General features: G+C 71.5%; 23 protein-coding genes. 6 read left to right on the top strand and 17 right to left on the bottom strand.

Going from position 1 to position 22816, the window contains the following annotated elements; translation table 11 throughout:
- The first annotated feature begins 19 nt into the window (after positions 1–19).
- Complete coding sequence (locus tag ACWEOE_RS30320; protein WP_452015239.1) at positions 20–1453, top strand: MFS transporter; 1434 nt, start codon at positions 20–22, stop codon at positions 1451–1453.
- A 12-nt stretch (positions 1454–1465) separates the two neighbouring features.
- Here the strand turns inward: ACWEOE_RS30320 and ACWEOE_RS30315 are convergent, their stop codons facing one another.
- The 5 genes from ACWEOE_RS30315 to ACWEOE_RS30295 all read right to left on the bottom strand — a co-directional run bounded on the left by ACWEOE_RS30315 (position 1466) and on the right by ACWEOE_RS30295 (position 4422).
- Complete coding sequence (locus tag ACWEOE_RS30315) at positions 1466–1816, bottom strand: DUF3817 domain-containing protein (RefSeq protein WP_452015110.1); 351 nt, start codon at positions 1814–1816, stop codon at positions 1466–1468.
- Between the two features lie 29 nt (positions 1817–1845).
- Positions 1846–2247, bottom strand: a complete 402-nt coding sequence (locus tag ACWEOE_RS30310) for a hypothetical protein (RefSeq protein WP_452015108.1) — start codon at positions 2245–2247, stop codon at positions 1846–1848.
- 127 nt (positions 2248–2374) lie between these two features.
- Positions 2375–3181, bottom strand: a complete 807-nt coding sequence (locus ACWEOE_RS30305; RefSeq protein WP_452015237.1) for a lytic transglycosylase domain-containing protein — start codon at positions 3179–3181, stop codon at positions 2375–2377.
- A 273-nt stretch (positions 3182–3454) separates the two neighbouring features.
- Complete coding sequence (locus ACWEOE_RS30300; RefSeq protein WP_285969097.1) at positions 3455–3937, bottom strand: helix-turn-helix transcriptional regulator; 483 nt, start codon at positions 3935–3937, stop codon at positions 3455–3457.
- A 317-nt stretch (positions 3938–4254) separates the two neighbouring features.
- Positions 4255–4422, bottom strand: coding sequence for a hypothetical protein (locus ACWEOE_RS30295; protein WP_452015106.1), 168 nt, complete (start codon positions 4420–4422; stop codon positions 4255–4257).
- A gap of 194 nt (positions 4423–4616) precedes the next feature.
- Between ACWEOE_RS30295 and ACWEOE_RS30290 the strand changes: the two genes are divergently transcribed.
- On the top strand, positions 4617–5135 hold the full coding sequence (locus tag ACWEOE_RS30290) for a GNAT family N-acetyltransferase (RefSeq protein ID WP_452015104.1): 519 nt from the start codon (positions 4617–4619) through the stop codon (positions 5133–5135).
- Between the two features lie 27 nt (positions 5136–5162).
- Here the strand turns inward: ACWEOE_RS30290 and ACWEOE_RS30285 are convergent, their stop codons facing one another.
- Both ACWEOE_RS30285 and ACWEOE_RS30280 read right to left on the bottom strand, forming a co-directional pair.
- Positions 5163–6299: a CaiB/BaiF CoA transferase family protein gene (locus tag ACWEOE_RS30285; protein WP_452015102.1), complete on the bottom strand. Its 1137-nt coding sequence runs from the start codon at positions 6297–6299 to the stop codon at positions 5163–5165.
- A gap of 29 nt (positions 6300–6328) precedes the next feature.
- Positions 6329–7480 carry an acyl-CoA dehydrogenase family protein gene (locus tag ACWEOE_RS30280; RefSeq protein ID WP_452015100.1) on the bottom strand — a complete coding sequence of 384 codons (1152 nt, stop codon included), beginning with the start codon at positions 7478–7480 and terminating at the stop codon, positions 6329–6331.
- 99 nt (positions 7481–7579) lie between these two features.
- Between ACWEOE_RS30280 and ACWEOE_RS30275 the strand changes: the two genes are divergently transcribed.
- The 3 genes from ACWEOE_RS30275 (at position 7580) to ACWEOE_RS30265 (ending at position 10880) form a co-directional block, all read left to right on the top strand.
- The gene (locus ACWEOE_RS30275) at positions 7580–8185 is read left to right on the top strand and encodes a TetR/AcrR family transcriptional regulator (protein WP_452015098.1); all 606 of its coding nucleotides are present in this window, start codon (positions 7580–7582) and stop codon (positions 8183–8185) included.
- 73 nt (positions 8186–8258) lie between these two features.
- Positions 8259–9182, top strand: coding sequence for a hypothetical protein (locus ACWEOE_RS30270; RefSeq protein ID WP_452015096.1), 924 nt, complete (start codon positions 8259–8261; stop codon positions 9180–9182).
- Between the two features lie 84 nt (positions 9183–9266).
- Complete coding sequence (locus ACWEOE_RS30265; RefSeq protein ID WP_452015094.1) at positions 9267–10880, top strand: succinic semialdehyde dehydrogenase; 1614 nt, start codon at positions 9267–9269, stop codon at positions 10878–10880.
- Here the strand turns inward: ACWEOE_RS30265 and ACWEOE_RS30260 are convergent, their stop codons facing one another.
- The 7 genes from ACWEOE_RS30260 to pyk all read right to left on the bottom strand — a co-directional run bounded on the left by ACWEOE_RS30260 (position 10881) and on the right by pyk (position 19374).
- Positions 10881–11852, bottom strand: coding sequence for an amidohydrolase family protein (locus ACWEOE_RS30260; protein ID WP_452015092.1), 972 nt, complete (start codon positions 11850–11852; stop codon positions 10881–10883).
- 52 nt (positions 11853–11904) lie between these two features.
- Positions 11905–14925: a helix-turn-helix transcriptional regulator gene (locus ACWEOE_RS30255; protein ID WP_452015090.1), complete on the bottom strand. Its 3021-nt coding sequence runs from the start codon at positions 14923–14925 to the stop codon at positions 11905–11907.
- Positions 14926–14996: 71 nt separating this feature from the next.
- Positions 14997–15206: a hypothetical protein gene (locus ACWEOE_RS30250; RefSeq protein WP_452015088.1), complete on the bottom strand. Its 210-nt coding sequence runs from the start codon at positions 15204–15206 to the stop codon at positions 14997–14999.
- A 172-nt stretch (positions 15207–15378) separates the two neighbouring features.
- On the bottom strand, positions 15379–15588 hold the full coding sequence (locus ACWEOE_RS30245; protein WP_452015235.1) for a DUF397 domain-containing protein: 210 nt from the start codon (positions 15586–15588) through the stop codon (positions 15379–15381).
- A 13-nt stretch (positions 15589–15601) separates the two neighbouring features.
- A complete protein-coding gene (locus tag ACWEOE_RS30240; RefSeq protein ID WP_452015086.1) occupies positions 15602–16504 on the bottom strand; it encodes a helix-turn-helix domain-containing protein in 903 nt (300 codons plus the stop codon).
- Positions 16505–17017: 513 nt separating this feature from the next.
- A complete protein-coding gene (locus tag ACWEOE_RS30235) occupies positions 17018–17914 on the bottom strand; it encodes an acyl-CoA thioesterase (RefSeq protein ID WP_452015084.1) in 897 nt (298 codons plus the stop codon).
- A 35-nt stretch (positions 17915–17949) separates the two neighbouring features.
- On the bottom strand, positions 17950–19374 hold the full coding sequence (gene pyk / locus ACWEOE_RS30230; RefSeq protein ID WP_452015082.1) for a pyruvate kinase: 1425 nt from the start codon (positions 19372–19374) through the stop codon (positions 17950–17952).
- Positions 19375–19474: 100 nt separating this feature from the next.
- Here pyk and ACWEOE_RS30225 point away from each other — a divergent pair, with 100 nt between their 5' ends.
- Positions 19475–20584 (top strand): hypothetical protein, encoded by a 1110-nt coding sequence (locus ACWEOE_RS30225; protein ID WP_452015080.1) that lies wholly within the window; start codon positions 19475–19477, stop codon positions 20582–20584.
- Here ACWEOE_RS30225 and ACWEOE_RS30220 read toward each other — a convergent pair.
- The 3 genes from ACWEOE_RS30220 to ACWEOE_RS30210 form a co-directional block, all read right to left on the bottom strand.
- Positions 20581–21246, bottom strand: a complete 666-nt coding sequence (locus ACWEOE_RS30220; RefSeq protein WP_452015078.1) for a DUF2461 domain-containing protein — start codon at positions 21244–21246, stop codon at positions 20581–20583. The two genes, ACWEOE_RS30225 and ACWEOE_RS30220, sit on opposite strands and share 4 nt — an antisense overlap.
- 88 nt (positions 21247–21334) lie before the next feature.
- On the bottom strand, positions 21335–22561 hold the full coding sequence (locus ACWEOE_RS30215) for a glycoside hydrolase family 18 protein (RefSeq protein WP_452015076.1): 1227 nt from the start codon (positions 22559–22561) through the stop codon (positions 21335–21337).
- 84 nt (positions 22562–22645) lie between these two features.
- A complete protein-coding gene (locus ACWEOE_RS30210; RefSeq protein WP_452015074.1) occupies positions 22646–22801 on the bottom strand; it encodes a winged helix-turn-helix transcriptional regulator in 156 nt (51 codons plus the stop codon).
- Positions 22802–22816 lie beyond the last annotated feature (15 nt).

Here is a 22816-nt window from a genome sequence, read left to right as displayed (position 1 = left end):
GAGTCCTCCTTTGACCGAGTTGACCGAGCGATCCTCGTCGGCCGAGCCTAGGCCGAGACGCCGGGCCGCCGCGTCCGGCCTCGTCCTGGCGATCGTGCTGACCTGCCAGCTCATGCTGATGCTCGATGCCACCGTGATGAACGTGGCACTGCCCCGAATCCAGTCCGATCTGGGCTTTTCCGCCGCAGGCCTGTCGTGGGTGATGACCGCCTACAGCCTGGTGTTCGGCGGCCTGCTGCTGCTCGGCGGACGCGCGGGCGACCTGTTCGGCCGGCGCCGCATGTTCGTGCTGGGCACGGCCGTGTTCACCCTCGCGTCGCTGGCCGGCGGGCTGAGCACGAGCGCCGGGTTCCTGATCACCGCGCGAATCCTGCAGGGTGTCGGCGCCGCGATGGCCGGGCCGAGCACGATCGCGCTGATCACCACCACGTTCACCGAGGCCAGGGCGCGCGTCCGCGCGCTGTCTCTGTTCTCCGCCGTGGCCAGCGGCGGGTTCGCGATCGGCCTGATCGTGGGCGGCCTGCTGACCGAGTGGATCTCGTGGCGGGCCGCGCTGTTCATCAACGTTCCGTTCGGGCTGGCCATCGCGGTGCTCGCGCCGAGGTTCGTGCCCGCGCCGCCGCGCCGGTCCGCGCACCTCGACGTGCCCGGTGCCGTGCTCGGCACGCTCGGCGTCGCGTCGCTCGTGCTGGCGTTCACCCAAGCCGCGACCGACGGCTGGGGCGCGCCGGTCACGGTCGGCGCACTGGCGGCGGGTGTGGTGCTGCTGATCGCGTTCGTGCTGCTGGAACAGCGGGTGGCCCAGCCGCTGGTGCCGCTGCGCCTGTTCGCCGAACGCAACCGCGCCGCGGCCTACGCGAGCTTTTTCCTCGGGCCGATGGCGATGATGTCGATGTTCTTCTTCCTGACGCAGTTCCTGCAGGACGTGCGCCACTTCGCCGCGCTGGCCACGGGGTTCGCGTTCCTGCCGATGGCCGCGTCGATCTTCACCCTCAGCCGGCTCATGCCGCGCCTGCTGGCGCGCTTCGGGCCGAAACCACTGGCGGTGACGGGAACCGTGTTGATGGTCTCGGGCGTCGCGTGGCTATCGCTGCTGACGCCGGACAGCGGTTACGTCGCTTCGCTGCTCGGGCCGCTGCTGCTGATGGGCATCGGTGGCGGGCTGGCGTTCTCGCCGCTCAACGTGATCATCATGTCCACCGTGCCGGCCGAGGACGCGGGCGCCGCCGGTGGCGTGCTGCAGACCATGCAACAGGTCGGCAGCACGCTCGGGTTGGGGATCCTCGTGACCGTGTTCGGCGCGGCGACGCGGTCGGCCTCGGCTTCGGGTGTCACGGGCACGCCGCTGCTGGTCGACGGGATGACCGCGGCGTTCCTGGCGGCGAGCGGGTTGGCCGCCCTCACCGTGGGGGTCGCGCTGACCTTCCGGCGGGGAAAGGCAGTGACCGCTTAGAACACTGACCGCTCAGAAGATGTCCTGGCCGGCGTGCACCCGGTGCGTCACCCGGCGCTCGACGATGAACGAGACGAACGGGACGCATCCCGCGAGCAGCACGAGGATCGTGCTCTTGATCGACCAGCGGGCCTTGATCGCCAGATCGATGCTGCAGGCCAGGTAGATCATGTAGAGGACACCGTGGATCGGCGAGTACACGGCGGCGGGCGTGGCGTTGCCGAAGCCGTACTCGATCACCATCGTCGCGCACAGCACGAGCAGGCCGACACCGGTGATCCACGCGGTGGTGCGGAACCGCACCAGGGCCCCGTTCAGTCGCGCCGGGCGGGTCTGGACGGCACCGTCGGTGCTCGTGGTCATGGGTTCGTCCTCACTTCCGAGGTGGTGGTTCAGGCCTGGTCGCGGGCGTTGAGCTCGCGCAGGTAGCGGTTGTACGCAGCGAGTTCGTCGTCCTCTTCGGCCACGGGGGCGGGCCGCCGGGCGGGTTTGGCGGGGGTGGCCGGCCGCGGGGCGGGCACGGTGACCACGGCCTCCTCGGCGGCGGTCTCGCCCTCGGCCTCTTCCCGTTCGCGCAGTTTCTTGATCCGCCAGAACATGAAGGCGGGGAACAACCCGAACAGCGGCCACTGCAACACGTAGCCGAGGTTCTGGAACGTGCCGTTGGCCGAGGTGAACCGGTCCCACTGCCACCACGCCAGCCCGCAGCACAGCAGCAGGCTCACCACGCACGTCGCGGCGATCAGGAGCCTGCGTCCGAGCGGGGACACGGCCGGGCCGGAGTTCACTGCCACGGACCTGACGCTAGCACTGGGAACCGGGAGCGAAGCTGAGAGGCGGGCCCGCACGTGGTCCGCCTCTCAGCCGGTGACCTCGGGGTTCGCACGGATTTCACACGAGCGCGGCGGTCGGCGGCGGGGGTCAGCCGGCCTGCACGGCCTTGGCCGACTGGGCATATCCGTCGGCGAGGCCGAAAACCTTCTGCGCGTACTCGGTGGAGTTGTTGTAGGACAGGATCCCCGACCACCAGCCCGACGGCGTGGCCATGTCGCGCCCACCCGCGCACAGGTAGCGGCCGGCGGCGAGCGCGGCGTCGTCGATCTGCTGCGGGTCGCCGAGGCCGTCGCCGTTGCCGTCGGCGGCCCACTTGCGCCAGGTGCTGGGGATGAACTGCATCGGGCCGACGGCGCGGTCGGCCACGGCGTCGCCGTCGAAGCGGCCGCCGTCGGTGTCGCTGATGGCGCGCACGCCCGACGAGCCGTCGAGCGGGACGCCGATGATCGGCTTGGACGGGCGGCCGTCGGCCCCGAGCACGGCACCGCCGTACTGGCCGTGGTTGGACTCGATGCGGCCGATGCCGGCGAGGGTGGCCCAGGAGATGCGGCAGCCCGGGTCGGCCGAGCGCATCGCGAGCTCCGCGTTGCCGTACGCGCGCAACGCCCGCGCGGGCACTCCGGTGACGGCGGCGACCTTCTTGGCCCACTCGTCGAGCGGGTCGGCCGTGGTGGACCGCGCCGACTGCGGCGTGGTCTGCTGGTCGGCACCACCCGCGACGACGGCGCTGACCGGGGCGATCGACCCCGGCCGCACGTCGGCCGCTTTCACGCTCAACGCGGGGATGTCCGTGGTCGTCGGGCTCGCCACGGGCGCGGACGCCCTCGTGACCAGCCACGTGCCGCCCCCGGCGACCGCGAGGACCACCAGCACCACCGCGAGCCGCACCGCCACCGCCGCGCCACCGCGGGCGCGACGCCGGACCGGTGCGGTCCCGGTCGTGGACTCGGCTGCGTTGGCGGCAGTGGTCTCGGTGGTGGACTCGGTGGCGTTCTCGGCTGCGTTGTCGGCAGTGGTCTCGCCGTCGGTCTGTCCGGTGAGGGGCACGAACTCCGGTCCTCCAGCGTGGCGGTCGGTCGATCACACAACGAGCCCGCGCAGGTTAGCGTTACGCACGGGTTCGGATCGCTGCCGCCACGCCGGTTCACCCGGCCGTGTCGAGAAGGGTCAGGCGGACTTCTGCTGCCGCGCCAGGCGCGCGACGCACCACGCCGGAGCGCTGCCACGACGGAGGTGCTGGAGCACGGTCATCGGGCCGAGCCGGCGGCTCAGGTCCGAGGGCGCCAGGCCCGCCGCGCGGTAGTCGAGGGCCCGCTGGTCGAGTGGGCTGATGCCGGCGTCCCACCACAGTTCGGCCTCGGCGACGTCGCCGACCATCTGCCACCAGCCGGCTGCGGCCACCAGCAGCTCGTCCGGAACCTCGGGCAGGCGCACGCGCATGGCGTCGAGGTAACCGGGATCCGCGGCGTCGACCTGCGCCCAGCGCGAGGGACCGGATCGGGCGCGCTGACCGGGGATGCCGGGCGGAGCCTGCGGCGCATCGGCCAGCCAGGCGGACGTGATGCGGTTGACCTCCTGCTCCTCGGCGGTCTGCTCGCGCTCCGCGGCCCACTGCCGGATCAACGCGTCCACTCCGGGATCTCCGGTCATCCCTGCCTCCTCATTGGTCCCCGACGGGCGGGCCCTGACGCCTGCCCCGTTGCGCGTCCACGACTTGCACCCAAACCGCGTGACCGAGCGGAAAAACCCCGCTGTGACCCGGCTCCCGGGGGACCGGAGAACCGGCTGATCACGCAATGTGAGCACCGTAGGGCCGGGCCCGCTTTGCGCGCCATACCCCGGCCCCCACAAATTCCGTGACCAGGCCCTTTCAGGGGGCAATCCACCCGGATGGTCGAGCGATCAGCTCGGATTTCGGGATCGAGTTACTCTCAGTGATTACCGGCCGGTAATGAGGCGTCGCGTGATCACGAGAAGAGGGTCTGGAAGAAGGTGATGATGGCCTCGGCGCCGTCGCGGAGCCACCCCAGGACCTGGTGCACGAGGTCGGCCGACTGGGTGGGCTGGGTGATCAGGAAGAACAGCACGAGGACCACCACCCCGATGACCACGATCTTCTTCACGCCACCTGACATGGCACCATCCGATCCGCTCCTCCGGCTCCCACGTCGGACACCGGCCGCGACCCCGAGGGGTCACGCTCACTCTAATGACGACGTGCCCCGCGGGCCCGCCCGGCAATCGCTCAGCGGGACGCCCACCACGACCGGGTGAGAGTTGTCCGAACGAGTGACGCCTGTCCCGTTCGGCCACCCGCTAGGCTGCCGCGATGGACGACGTGGTTCTCCGCCCGCTGAGCGAGGCCGACCTCGACCTGCTCGAGGCCCTCACCAACGACCCGGCCGGCGTGGGCGAGTTCCAGTGGTTCGGCTGGCACGACGCCGACTACCTCCGCCGCCGCTGGCGCGACGGCGCCATCATGACCACCGAGGGCGGCCTCCTGGTGCCGACACTCGGCGGCGCGGTGCTCGGGTTGCTGTCGTGGCACCGCTCCCGCTCCGGCCCCAGCTCCTACTGCTGGAACATGGGCCTCGTTCTGCGCCCCGAGGCACGAGGCCACGGCCACGGCACGGAGGCGCAACGGCTGCTGGTGCGGTACTTGTTCGCGCACACGCAGCTCAACCGCGTCGAGGCCACCACCGACGTCGACAACCGGGCGGAACAACGCTCCCTCGAAAAGGCGGGCTTCACCCGCGAAGGCGTGTTGCGCGGGTACTGCTTTCGCGACGGTGCTTGGCGGGACAGCGCCGTGTACTCGGTGGTGCGGTCGGATCTGGAGTGGCGGTGAAAAAGTCGCGGTGACCCGCCGGCGCCCTCAGGCGATAGCGCCTGCCGTCCGCAAAGCCGCCACCTCGTCGGCCGAAAGACCGAGGTCCGCCAGCACGTCCGCGGTGTCCGCGCCCGCCGCGTGGGGGGCGTGCGGGGTGTCCGGCGGGGTGCGGTCGAAGCGGGGTGCCGGGGCCGGCTGGACCGTGCCGCCGATGTCGACGAAGGTGCCGCGGGCCGCGTTCTGCGGGTGGGCCGCGGCTTCCCACGGGGAAAGGACCGGCGTCAGGCAGGCGTCGGTGCCTTCGGCGCGCGCGAGGAGGTCGTCGAGGGTACGGGCGGCGACGGCGGAGGCGATGAGCTCGCGCAGGCGGGGCCACTGGGTCTGGTCGAGGTGGGGTGGCGCGTCCGCCAAGTCGAGCACCTTCACCAGGTCGCGCCAGAAACGCATCTCGATCGCGCCGATGGCGACGTAGCGACCGTCGGCGGTTTCGTAGGTGTCGTAGAACGGAGCGCCGCCGTCGAGGAGGTTCTCGCCTCGGGCGCCCTGCCAGAGGCCTGCGGCGCGCAGGCCGTGGAGGCTGGTGGTGAGCAGGGCCGCGCCCTCGACCATCGACGCGTCGACGACCTGGCCGCGGCCCGAGGAGGTGCGTTCGTGCAGCGCGGCGAGCACGCCCATCGCCAGCACGAGCCCGCCGCCGCCGAAGTCGCCGACGAGGTTGAGCGGCGCAACGGGCGCGGAGCCGGCTCGCCCGATCGGTTCGAGCGCCCCGGCGACGCCGATGTAGTTGATGTCGTGCCCGGCGGACGACGCGAGCGGGCCGTCCTGGCCCCAGCCGGTCAGGCGGCCGTAGACGAGCCGCGGGTTGCGTTCGTGGACCACCGAAGGGCCGAGCCCCATGCGTTCGGCGACGCCGGGACGGAAACCCTCGATCAGCACGTCGGCCTGCGCGGCGAGTTTCAGCACCACCTCGACACCCTCGGGCGTTTTCGTGTCGACGCCGATCGACCGCCGGCCGCGCGCGAGCGGGTCGTTCGGGATGCCGAGCACGTCGGCACCGGGCGTCGCGCGGTCCACGCGCACGACGTCGGCGCCGAGGTCGGCCAGGATCATGCAGGCGAACGGCGCGGGCGCGAGCCCGGCCAGCTCCACCACCTTCAGCCCGCCCAGAGGTCCGGCTTTCACGGCGGAAGTCCTTTCGTCGGCCGAAAAACTCAGAGCGTGCGCGAGATGATCTCCTTCATGATCTCGCTGGTCCCGCCGAAGATCCGCGAAATCCGGACGTCGGCCCACGCGCGCGCGATCGGGTACTCCGTCATGTAGCCGTAGCCGCCGAACAGCTGCACGCACTCGTCCACGACCTTGTTCACGCGCTCGGTCGTCCACAGCTTCGCCATGGCCGCGCCCTGCACGTCGAGTTCACCGCGCAGGTGCCGTTCGATGCACTGGTCGAGGAACGCGCGGGACACCGCCGCTTCCGTCGCGGCCTCGGCGAGCTTGAACTTCGTGTTCTGGAACCCGAAGATCGGGCGCCCGAACGCCGTGCGCTGCTTGGTGTAGTCGATCGTGAGGTTCACGGCCGCCTCGAGCCCGGCCACCGCGGTCACGGCGATGATCAGCCGCTCCTGCGGCAGCTGCAGCATCAGCTGGACGAAGCCCTGGCCCTCGGCGTCGCCGAGCAGGTTGGCGGCGGGCACGCGAACGTCGTCGAAGAACAGCTCCGCGGTGTCCTGGCCCTTGAGGCCCACCTTGTCGAGCACGCGGCCGCGGCGGAACCCCGGCGTGTCCGTCTCGACCACGATCAGCGACACGCCCTGCGCACCCGCGTCGGGGTCGGTCTTGCACGCGACCACCACGAGGTCGGCGTGGAAACCGTTGGTGATGAACGTCTTCGCGCCGTTGAGCACGTAGTGGTCACCGTCGCGCACGGCCCGCGTCTTGATGCTCTGCAGGTCCGAACCCGTGCCCGGCTCGGTCATCGCGATGGCGCCCACGAACTCGCCGCTGGCGAGCTTCGGCAGCCACTCGCGCTTCTTCTCCTCAGCCGCGTACGCCAGCAGGTAGTGCGCCACGATTCCGTTGTGGACGGTGACGCCCCACGAGTTGTCCCCGGACCGGGCCTGCTCCTCGTACAGCACGGCCTCGTGCGCGAACGTGCCGCCGCCCCCGCCGTACTCCTCGGGGATCGACAGGCACAGCAGCCCGACCTCGCCGGCCTTCGTCCAGACCTCGCGGTCGATCTTCTTCTCCGCCGCGAACCGCTCCTGGTGCGGCACGAGCTCCTTCTGCAGGAAGGACCGGCTGAGCTCCCTGAGGTCTTCGAGTTCGGTGGTGCTCCACGAGCTCTTCTGGATCTGCAACGGCACGGCGACGCCTCCTGCGAAGCTGGAAAACATTACGCGTGGAAGGTAAGTTCTGTTCGGAATGTACATCCGCGCAGTCCGGTCCGTAAAGCGGGAGGGGCGATGACCGAGGCCAGGACGCACCGCACCCAGGCCCAGCGCCGGGAGCAGACGCGCACGGCCCTGCTCGACGCGACCGTCGAGTGCCTGGTCGACATCGGCTACACCCGCACGTCGATGCAGGAGATCTGCGCACGGGCGGGCGTGTCGAAGGGTGCGGTGCAGCACCACTTCGCCACGAAGGCCGAGCTGATGGCGGCCGCCGTCGAGCACCTGACGACGAAGCTGCGCACGCAGCTGGCGGCGTCACGGCAAGACCTGCCGGGTGGCGCGTCGGGGGTGGAGGCCGCGATCGACCTGCTGTGGGCGGGGTACTCCGGCACCCTGTCCACCGCCGTCACCGAGCTGTGGGTGGCCGCGCGCACCGACCCCGAGCTGCGGGCCGCGATCCGGCCCGTGGACCGGGCGCTCGGCCGCGCGACGCTGGCCCACGTGAGCCAGGTGGCCGGCGACCTGCCGAAAGAGCGGGCCGACACGCTGTTCTGGCTGACCGTGAACCTCACCCGCGGCCTCGCCCTCGACGCCGAGCTGGGCGGCGACCCGAACCGGCGCCGCGAGCTGCTGCAGGAGTGGAAGCGGATCGCGGTGCTCATGTACTCGCAGCCGTGAAGCGGCAATCCTTAGCGCGACGGCGTTCTTCGTGGTGGAATCGCACATGCCCTGAGCAGGCGAAGGAGCCCCGATGACCAGCGCGCCGCAGTACCCGCCGCCAGCACCCGTCACCGAGCCCGGCGCGGTCTCGCGCCAGCTCGCGGGAATCCTCGGGGTGTTCTCGGCGGCGCTCGTGGTGGCGGGCACGTTCCTGCCGATCGCGGCGACGCAGGTGACCGCCGCGGGGCAGGTGCAGAGCTCGTTCGCGATCACCGCGTGGAACCGGCAGGTCGACGTCGCGCCGCAAAGCGAGCGGGATCTGTTCGCGATCAGCCACGTCGCCCGCTTCGGCATTCCACTCTCGGTGGCGGCCGCCGTGCTGGTCGTCGGCGCGCTGCTCGCGTTCACGCGCTTGCGCGGCGCCGCCCGCACGATGCTGATCGCCGGCGGCGCCGCCGTGGCCGCCGCCGTGTGGACGGTGAGCATGGACGTGTCGGCCAGCCTCAGCTTCGAGCAGACGACCGGCATCGTCACCGCCCACTACACGACCGGCACCGGGTTCTGGGTGCTGCTCGGGGGCGGGGTGATCGCGGTGCTCGTGCTGGCGCTCGCCGCGTTCGGCGGGGGCCGCTGGACCGCGCCGTGGCTGCCGCTGCCGTACCCACCGGCGGCCCCGTACCCGGCGACCGAGGAACCGGTGATCCACACACTCCCGGATCCTGCGGCCCAGGTCCGGACCGAACCTCCCGGAGCGTCGACGCCGGCCGATGCCGCACCGCCGTCCACCGATCCGTGGACCGAACCACCGGCGGATCGGACCTGGGCAGAGCCGCGCGCGGACTCCGCGCCCGCGTCCGACCAGACCTGGGCCGAGCCGAGCTGGACCGAGCCGGCAGCAGCCCAGGGCGAGCTGTCGCCGGAAAGCGAGCCCGCTCCCCCGCTGTTCCCGCCGCAGGACGTGCAGCCCGAGCCGGGCGTCGACCCGCCGGGCAGGCACCGCGACTCCGATACGTGAATCCGTTTCAGATTTCCGGTTGGCCCGCCGCCATACCGACGGTATGCTGTACTCGTCGGTAACACCGGTCTGAACGGAGACGGCATGACCAGCACGACACCGGCGAACCTCAGCGGCGAGACGGCCCTGCCCGCGACCGTTGGGGGTGTTGACGGCGCTCCCTCGGCCGCGCGCGCGGCGCAGCTCGTAGCCCGCGTGACCGGCGGTGCGGACTCGGCGCCGATCCGGATGGCGGCGCCGTTCACCGGGCTGCCGGTCACCACGATCCCCCAGGCGACCGACGCCGACGTGCGCTGGGCGTTCGCGGCCGCGCGCACGGCCCAGCGCGAGTGGGCGGCCCGGCCGGTCTCCGAGCGGCAGCGGTTCCTCGTGCGCCTGCACGACCTAGTTCTCGCCCGCCAGGCCGAAGCCCTGGATCTCGTGCAGGTCGAGGCCGGCAAGGCGCGGCTCGACGCGTTCGACGAGGTGAGCGCGGCCGCGCTCGTGGCGGCCCACTACGGCAAGCACAGCGCGAAGATCCTGGCGCCGAAGCGCGCGGCCGGCGTGATCCCCGTGCTGACCAAGGCGGGCGAGCTGCGCCACCCCAAGGGAGTCATCGGCGTCATCACGCCCTGGAACTACCCGGTGGCGCTCACCGCGATGGACGTGTTCCCGGCGCTGGCCGCGGGCAACGCCGTGGTGCAGAAGCCCGACAACCAGACCGCGCTCTCCGCGTTGTGGCTGCACGAACTCGCTGCCGAGGCCGGTTTGCCGGACGGGCTGTGGCAGGTGGTGCTCGGCAGCGGCTCGGACGTCGGCCCGGCGCTGCTCGAAGAGTGCGACTACCTCTGTTTCACCGGCTCCACGCCCACCGGCAAGACCCTCGCGACGCAGATCGCCGCGCGGCTCACGAGCTACTCGCTCGAACTGGGCGGCAAGAACCCGATGATCGTGCTGCCGGACGCCGACCTGACCAAGGCCGCGACCGGCGCCGTCACCGCGTGCTTCTCCTCCGCCGGGCAGCTGTGCGTGTCGGTCGAGCGGATCTACGTGCACGAAAGCGTGCGTGAGGAGTTCACCCGCGCGTTCGTGGCGCGCACGGCCGCGCTGAAGCTGGGTGGTGAGCTGAGCTTCGGCCCGCAAATGGGGTCGCTGACGTCACCGAGCCAGCTCGAGACCGTGTCGGCCCACGTGGAGGACGCGCGGGCCAAGGGCGCACGCGTGCTCACCGGCGGGCGGGCGCGCCCGGACCTCGGCCCGCTGTTCTACGAACCCACCGTGCTCACCGACGTCACGCCGGACATGGTGCCGTTCGCGCAGGAGACGTTCGGGCCCGTGGTGTCGATCCACGGCTACACCGACGTCACCGACGCCATCGAACGCGCCAACGACACCGCGTTCGGCCTCAACGCCAGCGTCTGGTCGCGCAACGGCCGTGCCGGGTGGGAGGTCGCGGCCCGATTGAAGGCCGGGACGGTGAACGTCAACGAGGGGTATGCCGCGACGTTCGGCAGCGTCGGCGTGCCGATGGGCGGGATGAAGGACTCCGGCGCGGGGCGCCGCAACGGAGCCGAGGGCCTGCTGAAGTACACCGAAGCGCAGTCGATCGCGGTGCAGCGCGGGCTCGCGTTGCGGCCGCCGCGGCGCGTGCCGGGCGGGGTGTGGGCCCGGGCCATGACGTCGAGCATGAAGCTGCTGCGGCGCCTGCCCGGGCGCTGATCAGTCCTCCAGCCCCAGCAGCTCGACGGCGGTGCGGTCGAGGATGTCCGTGACGGCGTCGCCGGGCAGTCCCGAGCGCTGCACGTAGGTCACGGACTCGGTGAAGGCGTCGCCCTTCTGGTACGGGAAGTCGCTGCCCAGCACCAGGCGGTCGGCTCCGAGGACCTCGGCCGCCAGGCGCAACGCCGGAATGTGGTTGTGCCCCACCGTGTCGTAGAAGATGCGGCGCGCGGCGAGGCTCGGCAGCTCGGGAGTTTCCGGTGCCTCCCAAGGGTTTTGCCGGTCGATGCGCGGGAGCAGCATCGGCAGTGCACCGCCGAGGTGGGGCAGGATGATCTTCATCCGCGGGAAGCGGCTGGGAATCCCGGCCACGATCAGGTTCATCACGGCGACCGTGTCCTCGATCGGCGCGCCGATCTGCCACGTGAGCTCCGCCCCGATCAACGCCGATTCGGCCCCCACCCCGGCCGGGTGCACGAACAACACGCTCCCGCGACGGTCGAGTTCCTCGTACACGGGCAGGAACTTCGGGTCGCCGAGGGTGCGGCCCAGCACCGACGTGGTCACGGCGGCGCCCAGGAAACCCAGGTCTTCGATCGAGCGGGCCAGCTCCGCCAGCGCCGCGTCGGTGTGGGGCAACGGCAACGAGGCGAACGCCCTGAACCGGCCGGGGTGCTCGCGAACGAGCTCGGCGTACTCGTCGTTCACGAACCTCGCGGCCTCGACGGCGGCCTTCTCGTCCTCGAAGTGCGGCGGCGCCGGCGTGGTCGAGAGCACCTGCAGGTCGACGCCCGCGGTGGTCATCTGCGCGAACCGCGCGTCGAGCTCTTCGGCGGTCGCCCCCGCGCCCAGCGCCCCCTGACCGGCGGCCTTCGTGTTGCCCAGGCGGGTCACCAGATCCAGGTAGGCCTGGCTCCACAGGTGAGCGTGGACGTCGACGCGCATCCGGCGGTCCTCCCGGGTGGTCAGCATGCTCTTTGATCACCAGTCAACCACCGCGGCGGCGCATCGGCACGCGCCCGGTTCAGTCCTCCGCGACGGGCGTGGTCAGCAGGCCGCGGTCGTACGCGATGGCCACGGCTTCGGCCCGCCGGCTCGCGCCCAGTTTGGCCATGACGCGCGAAAGGTGCACCGACACCGTTTTCTCGCTGATGTACAACTCCTCCCCCACTTGACGGTTCGTGCGGCCGAGCGCGACGCGTTCGAGGACATCGCGTTCGCGGTCGGTGAGGGGGTGGGGGCCGGCCGGTGCGGCGGGTGCCGGGGCGAGGCCGGGCAGGTCGGTGCGGGCGCGATGGGCCAGGTCGCGCACGGCGTCGCGCAGGGGCAGCGCACCGAGGCGCGACGCGACCGCGTGGGCGGAGGTGAGGGCGTCCGCCGCGGGCAGGCCGCGCGCGAGCCGGGCCTGGGCTTCGTAGTAGCGGCACACGGCCTGTTCGTAGACCGCGCCGTAGCCGAAAGCCTCGGCGGCGGCGGACCACAGCTCGGGGTCGGCGGGGCCGTCGAGGCCCGACGCGGTGGCTTCGAGGCGGGCGAGCCAGGCGTGGCCTTCGGGCCCCAGCGTGCCGGAGCGCGGGCTGCCCTCGACGGCGGTGCGGCGGCCGTGTTCGGCCAGGCGCCGGCCGACGGCCGCCAGGTCTTCGGCAGTGCCCTGGTCACCTCGCAGGCGGGCGTCGGCGGCGCGGGCGGCGACGGACGCCAGCCCCAGCGCCACGATCCGGATGCCGCCCAGCAGCCACGGCTCGATCTTCTCCAGCCACGTGATGAGCTCCTCGGTGACGCGCACCGCTTCCTCGTGGTCGCCGCGCCAGGTCGCCAGCTCGATGGCGGCGTCGCCGGCCGACAGCGCGATCTGGATGTCGGCCGCCCACTGCTCGCGCAGCCCGGGCAACAGCCGCGCGGCGTCGTCGAAGCGGCCGCGCGCCACGAGGAACAGCACCCAGTTGGCCAGGATCCGCGCCGCGACCGCGCTCGACACCCCGCGCCCCGCGCGGCCGGCGGCGTCTTCGGCCGGCCAGTCGCCACTGAGGTAGCGCAGGTAGAGCTGCCGGGCCCGCAGCTCGAGCCCGAACGAGCTCCACGTGAGCCCCGACTCCTCCGCGCGCGCCACACCGTTGGCCACGTGCGTGAGCGCCTCGGCCATCTCGGCCTGGTCGTCGTAGCTCAGGGCGAGGAAGTACAGGCCGCGCAGCTCGGTGTTGAGGGCTTCGGAGTCGCGAGCCTTGCGCACGGCCTGGCGCAGCCGTTCTCGAGCCAGCGCGGCGTCGCCCGCTCCGTCGGCCAGCGTGCCGAGGGTGATGAGCGCCGACGCCTCGGCCCCGACCGCGCCGACGGCCCGCGCGTCGGACAGCGACGTGAGCGCGTTGTCCAGCGCCTCGCCCGGCTGGTCGAGGAACCGCAGGAACCCGGCGCGCGTGGCGAGCACGAACGCCCTCGTGGCGCTCGGTTCGGTGTCCTTCACCAGTTCCCACGCCCGGTCGACGGCCAGCGTCGCCTCGTCGAGCGTGCCCTCCAGCGCCAGCAGCGCCTCGGCCAGCCGGCGCCACACCTTGGCCGCGCGCAGCGGCGACACGTCGGGCGTCAGCAGCTCCGTGGCCGACCGCGCGTAGGCCGCCGCCCGCTCCGGCTCTCCCGACGTGCCCGCGAAGTACGAAGCCTCGTGCAGCAGCCGCAGCTCGTCGACGTCCTCGGGCCGGTCCTCGCCGGGCACGGCGTCCCAAATGGACAGTGCCTGCTCGGCGTGCCGCAGCGCCGTCCCCGGCGCACCCAGTTTCTCCGCTTCGGCCATCGCGCGAAGCAACGCCGGCAGCGCGGTGACGAAGTCCCGGCTTTCGAGACTGTGGAACGCCAGCTTGGCGTCGTGCCCCCGCCCCTGCGGGATCGAGCGGATCCACGCCGCATACGCCGCGTGCGTGCGGTTGCGCTCCCCCGGCAGCAGGTCTGCGTACACGGCTTCGTGCAGCAACGCGTGGCGGAACACGTACAAACCGTTTTCGATCACGATCACGTGGTGCTGCACGGCCTCGCGCAGCGCTTCGTCGAGTTCCAGCTCGCCGACAGCCGCCACCTCGGCGAGCGCGGCGTGCGACACCGGTTCGTTGGCCACGGAGATCACCCGCAGCACGCGCCGGGTCTCAGCCGGGAAGCGCTCGACGCGGGCGAGCAGCACTTCGGCGAGCCCAGCCGGCAGATCGCGGCAGTCGGCGTCGGTGGCCAGCAGCTCTTCGAGGAAAAACGGGTTGCCCTCCGACCGCGCGACGAGGTCGGCCACCACGTCGGCCGGCAACGGCTCGTCGGCCAGTGCCTCCACGAACGCCCGCGCGTCGGCCGGCCCGAACGGCGCCAGCGCGAGCTGCTCGACCGTGGCCAGGCGGACCAGCTCCGACAGCAGCCCCCGCAGCGGGTGGCGCCGGTGCACGTCCTCCTCGCGGTAGCTGCCCACGACCAGCAGCCGCTGCGCGCGCAACCTGCTGGCCAGGAAGGACAGCAGGTTGCGCGTGGACGAGTCGGCCCAGTGGAGGTCCTCGAGCAGGACCACCACCGGCCGCGACTCGGCGACCTCGGTCAGCACCCCCAGTACCGCGTCGAACAGCTGGAGCTGACCCAGGTCTTGTTCCTGCTGCGGCCGGCGCATGACCTCGCGCTCGCCGGCCGACACCTGCCCGTGCTCACCCGGCCCCATCGGCTGGGGCTCGCCGCTCTGCGGCAGCAGCCGCGCGAGCGCCGGTCGCGCCCGCACCGCGGCCGCGATCGCCGGATCCGCCGACGAACCCAGCGGCGCCAGCGCCTCGGCGAACGGCAGGTACGGCAGACCGCCGTCGCGCACGTCGATGCACCGGCCGGTGAGCACCAGGGCGCCGGCCGACGCGACGTGCTCGCCGAGCGCGGTGAGCAACCGGGTCTTGCCGACGCCCGCGTCGCCCGCGATCAGCACCGCGCCGGCCTCGCACCGCTCCGCACGAGCGAAGGCGCCACGAAGCCGCCGCATCTCGTGAGTGCGGGCGACCAGCGGGATTCCGGAGCCTAAGCGGGGCACGAGGAGCATTCTGTCCTACCCGACCGACAGTTCCGCCATGCTTTTCGCCGGGAGCGCTACGCCCCCGGCGAACGAACCGGTCACCGCGCCAGGTGATCGGCGCGGGAGCCCACTTGCGCGGGCGTGCGGCGTTCCTGCGCCGGCACCGACACGCTGGTCACCCGGTTGGCCCGCAACCACCGCACGAGCCGGCTCTGCTTGGTCAGCCGGGCGGCGCGGCCGGCCTTGCGCAGCTGCTCCTCGCGGTAGGCCACCTCGGCGCTCATCGCGTCCGGGAGCTGGTACGTCATCGCTTCTTCCCCATCCTCTGCGAATGCCTTGTTCGGTGACACTCACAGTCGTCCTGAGGAGGGGCCCCGGGCATCGGACGATCACCTCGTCCTGGACGCCGAACGACCCCTTACCCGTGACGCCGACCGGCAGGGGGCAGGTCAGCGGGGTAAGGGGTCGTCGGGTGGAACGTCAGTTCCGCGCCGGGCCGCCGGCGCGCACCGCCGCCAGCAGCCCCCGCCAACCCGAGGCGGGGAGGCGGAAAGCACCCCCTTCGGGGTCCTTCGAGTCGCGCACCGCGGCGTCGCCGCCGACGAACGCGATCTCGACGCAGTCGTTTCCGCCGCCGCTGTGGCTGCTCTTGCGCCAGGTGACCCGGGAAAGGTCCGCGTCCGGCATCATGTTCCCCACTTCCTCACTGTGTCCTTTGTTCCAGGTGGTGCACTGCGACCGGCGTGGTCGCCCGTTCGGCGAACCGGCCGGCCGCCTCGGTGATCAAGTCGACCGAGTCGTCCGGTTTCAGTGCGGCAGCGCGCAGGTGGTCGAACATCAGCGCGTAGCGCCGGACGTCTTCGGGTTGCTCGAGGTAGAGGCCGCTGGACGTGCTGTCGTCGACGTAGACGACGTCGGGGTCGGCCTGCTCGGGAAACCCCATGATGAGGAAAGGGCCTTCCATGCCGGGGTGCGCCCCGGCGCCGAAGGGGACCACCTGGATGGTCACGTTCGGTTTCTCGGCGACCGAGGCCATGCGGAAGAGCTGCTCGGCCATCACCTCGGGGCTGTCGACCACGCGGTGCAGCACCGCCTCGTCGACCACCGCCCAGTACTCCACCGGCGGGGTGTCGCTCAGCAGCTCCTGGCGGGCCATGCGCGCGGCCACGCGACGCCGGATCTCGGCGTCCTCGGCGTCGGGCCGCAGCGCCCTGATCACGGCGTGGGCGTAGCGCTCGGTCTGCAGCAGCCCCGGCACGAGCAGCGCCTGGAACGCGCGCAGCGAGGTCGCGTCGGCCTCGAGCCCCACGAACGTGCCGGTGAACACCTCGTTGTACGCGTGCCACCAGCCGCGCTTGCGCGCCTCGCGGGCCAGCTGGACGAGCGCCTCCTGCTCGTCGCCGGTGATCCCGTAGAGGGCCAGCATGTCCCGGGCGTCGCGCGGGGTGACGCCGACGTGCCCGGTCTCGATGCGGCTCACCTTCGAGGCGGAGCACTCGAGCTTCTCGCCCACCTCGTCGATCGTGAGGTCGGCGGCTTCCCGGAGCCGCCTCAGCTCGCTCGCGAGCCTCCGGCGGCGAACGGTGGGTCCCTGGCCTCGCGCCACGACAGCACCTCCGGATCGTCTTCCGCGGAACGCGCACCTTAGACCAACGACGGCCGACGCTGCCCGCACCGCATATCTAACCAGCCGTCCGACTGGTCAGTGGGGTATTAACACCGCGGAATTCCCGCCTTCGCGGCGGGGCTCCACCCTGCAATTTGCAGATTGCGCTTGTACTCTGACCCACACGTGAACCGGAACTCCCACGGGGCGCCGGACGCTCCGGCGCCGGTGATCATTCGGGTTCCTGAGCAGCGTAGACGACGACCAGCCGGAAACAGACACCGAGTGCGCGGGCGTTTCCGGCGGAAGGTGTCCGGGGCCGCCCCCCGACCGGTCCCGGGCACCTTCACCTTGTGTTGGCGGCGCGACGTCAGTTCTGCGGCAGCCGAACCGGCGCGTACTCCGTCGATTACCCGGCTACGCATTTCGCATAATTACGCCACCCGTAAGTGTGATTAATTCGGCGTGCCCCACCCAGTGGCACACTCTCGGTAGACCTCGGTGCGACCGTCCTCACAGGACGCGCAGGAGTCCCTCTTGGACGACGGTGGCGATGTGGGTGCCGTCCTGCGCGAAGAAGCGGCCGGTGGCCAGGCCGCGGGCACCCGAGGCGCTCGGCGAGGTGCTGTCGTAGAGGAACCACTCGTCGGCGCGGAAGGGCCGGTGGAACCACAGCGCGTGGTCCAGGCTCGCGCCGAGGACCTTGTCGACGTCCCAGTACACGCCGTGGCGCGCGAGGATGGAGTCGAGCAGCGTCATGTCCGAGGCGTAGGTGAGCACGCAGACGTGCAGCAGCTGGTCCGCGGGCAGTGTCCCGTCGGCGCGCATCCACACGCGGTTGCTGGGCGGGCGCTCGCCGGTGGCGCGGGTGATCCACGGCGGGTCGCCGACGTAGCGCACGTCGATCGGGCGGGGGCGCTCGGTGAAGCGCAGGTCGAAGCCGGCGGTGCGCTGGCGGAAGGTCGGCAGCGTGTCCGGGGCGGGCACGTCGGGCATCGGCTCGCCGTGGTCCAGGCCTTGCTCGTCCTTCTGGAACGACGCGGACAGCGCGAAGATCGCCTTGCCGTGCTGGATGGCGGTGACGCGGCGGGTGGTGAACGAGCGGCCGTCGCGGATGCGGTCCACCTCGTAGAGGATCGGCACGCTCGGGTCGCCGCCGCGGATGAAGTAGGCGTGCAGCGAGTGCACGCGGCGGTCTTCGGGGACGGTGCGCCCGGCCGCGACCAGGGCCTGCCCGGCGACCTGGCCGCCGAACACGCGAGGCGGGGAGTGCGCGGGCGAGACCCCGCGGTAGAAGTCCTCCTCCACCTTCTCCAGGTCGAGGAGGTCTACGAGCCGGTCGAGCACCGCCTGCCCGCCGCCGGCGGCCTCGTCGAGCCCGGCGGCGGCGGTCCTGGCGATCTCAGTCATGTCCGAACCCTATTCGGTCGGCATGAACACGTCCCTTATGCGTGGTCGTCTTCACCGAGGCGGTGCACGTGGATGAGGTTCGTGGAGCCGATGGTGCCGGGAGGCGAACCGGCCACGATCACCACGAGGTCGCCGCGCTGGTACTTGCCCATCTCGAGCATCGCCTGGTCGACCTGGTGGATCATCTGGTCGGTCGAGGCGACCTCCGGGACGATCGTGGTGACCGTGCCCCAGGTCATCGACAGCTGGCTGCGCACGCTCTCCTCCGGCGTGAACGCCATCAGCGGCAGCCGCGTGTGCAGGCGGGCCAGGCGGCGCACGGTGTCACCGGACTGGGTGAACGCGACCAGCGCCTTGGCGTTGAGCCGCTCGCCGATGTCGCGGGCGGCGTAGGAGATCACGCCGCGCTTGGTGCGCGGGACGTGCGTGAGCGGCGGCACGACCGGCGAGTCGGTCTCGACCGCCTCGACGATGCGGCCCATCGTCTGCACCGTCTCGATCGGGTAGCGGCCGACGCTGGTCTCACCGGAGAGCATCACCGCGTCGGTGCCGTCGAGCACCGCGTTGGCGACGTCGGAGGCCTCGGCGCGGGTCGGCCGGGAGTTGCTGATCATCGACTCGAGCATCTGCGTCGCGACGATGACCGGCTTCGCGTTCTCGCGGCAGATCTGGATGGCGCGCTTCTGCACCAGCGGCACCTGCTCCAGCGGCAGCTCGACGCCGAGGTCGCCGCGGGCGACCATCACCGCGTCGAAGGCCAGCACGATCGCCTCGAGGTTGTAGACGGCCTCGGGCTTCTCGATCTTCGCGACGACCGGCAGCCGACCCTTGCCGACGCGGTCCATGACCTGGTGGACCAGGTCGATGTCGGCCGGCGAGCGCACGAACGACAGCGCGATGAAGTCGACGCCCAGGTGCAGCGCGAACTCGAGGTCCTCGATGTCCTTCTCGCTCAGCGCCGGCACGGAGACGTCCATACCCGGGAGCGAGACGCCCTTGTTGTTGCTGACGGGGCCGCCTTCGGTGACCTCGCAGACCACGTCCTGGCCCTCGACGCCCTTGACCACGAGGCCGACCTTGCCGTCGTCCACCAGGAGGCGGTCGCCCGGCTTGGCGTCCTTCGCGAGGCCCTTGTAGGTGGTCGAGACGCGGTCGTGGGTGCCCACCACGTCCTCGACGGTGATCCGGACGACGTCGCCCGTGTGCCACTCGGCCGAGCCGCTGGCGAAGGTGCCCAGGCGGATCTTCGGGCCCTGGAGGTCGGCCAGAATGCCCACCGGCCGGCCACTCTCGGCCGCAGCGGCCCGGACCAGGTCGTAGACCTGCTTGTGGTCGCTGTGGCTTCCGTGGCTGAAGTTCATCCTCGCGACGTCCATTCCGGCGTCGACGAGTGCCCGCATCTTCTCCGGGGTGGAGGTGGCGGGACCCAGCGTACAAACGATCTTCGCGCGTCGGCTCACGTTCGATGAGAGTAGTCCTTCATCCCGCCGACGTCTGTACCGATACCGAAAGTTCGGAGGAAGTGTTCAGAAACCATTCAGATGACTAACCTCCGTGGTTATGACGGTGGTTCGCCGGCTCGTCGCCGCGATCTCGGCGTTCGCCCTGGTCGGGGCGTGTTCCGCGGCGCCGCAGCCGCCGTGGCGGCGCCTTGACCTGCCCGTTTCCGGTACACGCGTACTGGGATTCGTCCGAACTTCATCGGGAATCGTCATGACCGGCTCGGTGCCGGGACCCGCCGGACGGGCCCCCGGAGCGTGGTCGAACGGCGCCGCGGTGCCCCTGTTCCCCGCGACGGGCTACGGGCGGCAGGCCGAGCTGACGCAGCCCGCGGCGTCGGGCGAACGGCTGCTCGCGCTGGGGTCGGCCTTCGGCGGAGCCCACGCCAACCCGCGCCCGACCATCTGGACCGGCACCGCCGCCGGGCTGACCGAGCACGAGCAGCCGGTGGAACTGCTCGGGGGCGAGCGGGCGGTGACCACGTCGGGGACGGCGGTGTCACCGGCGGGCTACCTGCTGACCGGCCAGTGGGACCACCGGGCCGGGGGCGTCGGGGCGGCCGCGTGGGCTTCGGGTGACGGGGTGTCGTGGACGTTGAGCGAAGACCCGGCGCTGCTCAGCACCGGCGTCGAGCAGACCCGCCTGCTGTCCGCCGCCGGTGGTGGCCCGGGTTTCGTCGCGGTGGGTGACGTGCGCTCGGGGCCGACGGTGCGCCCGGCGGCGTGGACCTCGGCCGACGGGGCGGCGTGGACGCGGGTCGCGCTGCCGTTGCCCGCCGCGTCGGCCTCGGCTTCTGCGTCGGCTTCTGCGTGGCGGGTGAGCTGCGCGGTCGCGGACTGCACGGTGGTCGGGACGACGGCCGAGCAGCGGCTGGCGTGCTGGACCGGTCCGCCGTGGACGGCCTTCGCGGGCGGTCCGGTGATTCCTCCGTCGCAGCTGCTCGAGGTGGCCGGGCTGACGATCGACGCGTCGGGTCACCTCGACGTGGCGGTGAAGGTCGACGGACAGCCCCGGCTGTGGCGCGTCGGCCGCCACTGCGAGGACTTCGCCCAGCTCCCGCTGCCCGCGCCCGCGAAGTCGCTGGCCCTCGTCGCCGACGGCCCCGAGCTGCTCCTCGCGACGACGAACGACGGCGAAAGCCAGGTCTGGCGCTACCGGCTCCCCCGCTAGCGGCGGGGTTGCTCGCTCGGCCCCACGTGGTCGCGGGCCCATTCGTTGAACGCGCGCAGCTGCCGCCACGACTTGCGCACGCGGTCGAAGGCCTCGCGTTCGTGGAGGAAATCGGCGGGTTCCCAGGCGCGGGCGGCGTACACCGAGCGGTAGCGCAACAGGTCGAGCCGCGGGTGGTCTTCGGCGAAGCCGCGGGGGCGGGACTTGAGGCGGTCGCCGAGGATGTCGAACCCGGAACGCTTGAGCTTGGCCAGGATCTGTTCGAGGACCGGGCCGTGCAGCTCGGTGTCGACGGCCGTGCGGAAGCGCGCGAGCTGGTCGGACGCGAGGTGGAAGCAGCCGCCGCCCACGCGCAGGCCCGCGGGGCCCAGCTCGACGTAGTAGGCGCCGCCGCCGCGGCCGGCTTCGATCACGCCGCCGCAGTGGGTCTTGTACGGGGTCTTGTCCTTCGCGAAGCGCACGTCGCGGTACGGGCGGAAGACCTTGGCCTCGCCGAAGCCCTCGCCGAACTCGGGCTCCAGCTCCTTGAGCAACGCCTCCATGGGCTCGCGCACGTCGGACTTGTAGGTCGCGACGTGTTCGTCCCAGTAGGACTTGGAGTTGTCCGCCTCCAGCCCGTCGTAGAAATCGACGGCGTACTCACCGAATCCCGTGAACTTCACGCTTCGCACGATAATCCGCGGCACCGACAGTTTCCGCGGCGGATGCTCCCCGTGCGGCCGGCGCGGGTGCCGGCCGCACGGGAGGCGGTCACTTCGCGACGGCCGACATCAGCTCGCCGTCGGGTGTGTCGCCGGACAGCTCCCACACCATCGCACCGCCGAGACCCTGCTGCTTGGCGTAGGCGATCTTGCCGCCGAGGGTCGACGGGGTGTCGTAGCTCCACCAGTTCGAGCCGCACTTGGCGTACGCGGTGCCGGCGATCGTGCCGGTCGACGGGCAGCTGGTCTTGAGGACCTTGTAGTCCTCGATGCCGTCCTCGAACTTGCCCTTGGCGGGGCCGGTCGCCGTGCCACCGGGGGTGCTCTGCGTGACGCCGGTCCAGCCGCGGCCGTAGAAACCGAGGCCCAGCAACAGTTTCGACGCCGGGACGCCCTTGCTCTTGAGCTTCTGGATCGCCGCGTCGGAGTAGAAGCCGGCGGTCGGGATGCCCGCGTAGGACGTGAGGGGCGAGTGCGGCGCCGTCGGCCCCTGCGCGGCGAACGCGCCGAAGTAGTCGTAGGTCATCACGTTGTACCAGTTCACGTACTGCGCGGCGCCCGCGTAGTCGGCGGCGTCGATCTTGCCGCCGCTGGTGCCGTCGGCCGTGATCGCGGCCGTGACGAGCTTGGCCGAGCCGAACTTCGCGCGTACGGCCGCCATCAGGTTCTTGAACGCCGCCGCGCCGCTCGCGTCGCAACTGAGGCCGCAGGCGTTGGGGTACTCCCAGTCGAGATCGATACCGTCGAACAGGCCGGCCCAGCGCGGGTCGTTCACGAGGTCGTAGCAGGAGTTCGCGAACGCGGTGGGGTTCTTCGCGGCCTGGGCGAAGCCGCCGGAGAGGGTCCAGCCGCCGAAGGACCACAGCACCTTGAGACCGGGGTGCTTGGCCTTGAGCTTCTTGAGCTGGTTGAAGTTGCCCGCGAGCGGCTGGTCCCACGTGTCGGCGACGCCGTCCACGCTGCCCGCCGCGTCGTAGGTCTTCTGGTAGTCGGCGTAGGTGTCAACCATGGCGCAGCCGCCGTTGGTCACGTTGCCGAACGCGTAGTTGATGTGCGTGAGCTTCGCGGCGGAGCCGGAGGTCTCGATGTTCTTCACGTGGTAGTTGCGGTCGTAGACACCCCACTCGGTGAAGTAGCCGACCACCTTGCCGACCGAGGCCTGCGGGGCGGCCGGTGCGGCACTGGCCACCACCGGCGCGGTCACCCCCGCCACGGCGAGTGCGGCGCTGACCAGGCTGACGAGCGCCAAGAAGCTCTTTCTGCGCGGACGGGGCATGCCGGCTCCCTTCGGGGAGTCACACCAGGTGACCGAATGGGTACAGTGAGGACCCTCACACCGTAAGTGGACTAGACCAATAGGTCAATGGTCCAGTCCAGGGAATGAAGAGGACAATTCGGGCAGCACGAACCGCAGTTCACCATAGCGGTGGACGCCTTCCTTGAGGTGCGACAGGCTCACGGGCTTCCAGCGCCCGCCGATGAGCTCCACCGGGCACCAGTACCGCCTGTCCGTCATCACGGCCTCCTCGCT

Source organism: Amycolatopsis sp. NPDC004368 (assembly GCF_053602515.1).
Note: the sequence above shows the minus strand (reverse complement) of the source record. Positions and strands in the feature narration are given on the sequence as shown.

Coding starts and splice junctions, on each gene's coding strand:
- ACWEOE_RS30245 (WP_452015235.1), bottom strand. CDS start 15,588: ATGATGCCGGACGCGGACCTTTCCCGGGTCACCTGGCGCAAGAGCAGC.
- ACWEOE_RS30260 (WP_452015092.1), bottom strand. CDS start 11,852: ATGCTGACCACCCGGGAGGACCGCCGGATGCGCGTCGACGTCCACGCT.
- ACWEOE_RS30315 (WP_452015110.1), bottom strand. CDS start 1,816: ATGACCACGAGCACCGACGGTGCCGTCCAGACCCGCCCGGCGCGACTG.
- ACWEOE_RS30255 (WP_452015090.1), bottom strand. CDS start 14,925: ATGCTCCTCGTGCCCCGCTTAGGCTCCGGAATCCCGCTGGTCGCCCGC.
- ACWEOE_RS30275 (WP_452015098.1), top strand. CDS start 7,580: ATGACCGAGGCCAGGACGCACCGCACCCAGGCCCAGCGCCGGGAGCAG.
- ACWEOE_RS30225 (WP_452015080.1), top strand. CDS start 19,475: ATGACGGTGGTTCGCCGGCTCGTCGCCGCGATCTCGGCGTTCGCCCTG.
- ACWEOE_RS30290 (WP_452015104.1), top strand. CDS start 4,617: ATGGACGACGTGGTTCTCCGCCCGCTGAGCGAGGCCGACCTCGACCTG.
- ACWEOE_RS30210 (WP_452015074.1), bottom strand. CDS start 22,801: ATGACGGACAGGCGGTACTGGTGCCCGGTGGAGCTCATCGGCGGGCGC.
- ACWEOE_RS30300 (WP_285969097.1), bottom strand. CDS start 3,937: ATGACCGGAGATCCCGGAGTGGACGCGTTGATCCGGCAGTGGGCCGCG.
- ACWEOE_RS30215 (WP_452015076.1), bottom strand. CDS start 22,561: ATGCCCCGTCCGCGCAGAAAGAGCTTCTTGGCGCTCGTCAGCCTGGTC.
- ACWEOE_RS30235 (WP_452015084.1), bottom strand. CDS start 17,914: ATGACTGAGATCGCCAGGACCGCCGCCGCCGGGCTCGACGAGGCCGCC.
- ACWEOE_RS30265 (WP_452015094.1), top strand. CDS start 9,267: ATGACCAGCACGACACCGGCGAACCTCAGCGGCGAGACGGCCCTGCCC.
- ACWEOE_RS30295 (WP_452015106.1), bottom strand. CDS start 4,422: ATGTCAGGTGGCGTGAAGAAGATCGTGGTCATCGGGGTGGTGGTCCTC.
- ACWEOE_RS30250 (WP_452015088.1), bottom strand. CDS start 15,206: ATGACGTACCAGCTCCCGGACGCGATGAGCGCCGAGGTGGCCTACCGC.
- ACWEOE_RS30270 (WP_452015096.1), top strand. CDS start 8,259: ATGACCAGCGCGCCGCAGTACCCGCCGCCAGCACCCGTCACCGAGCCC.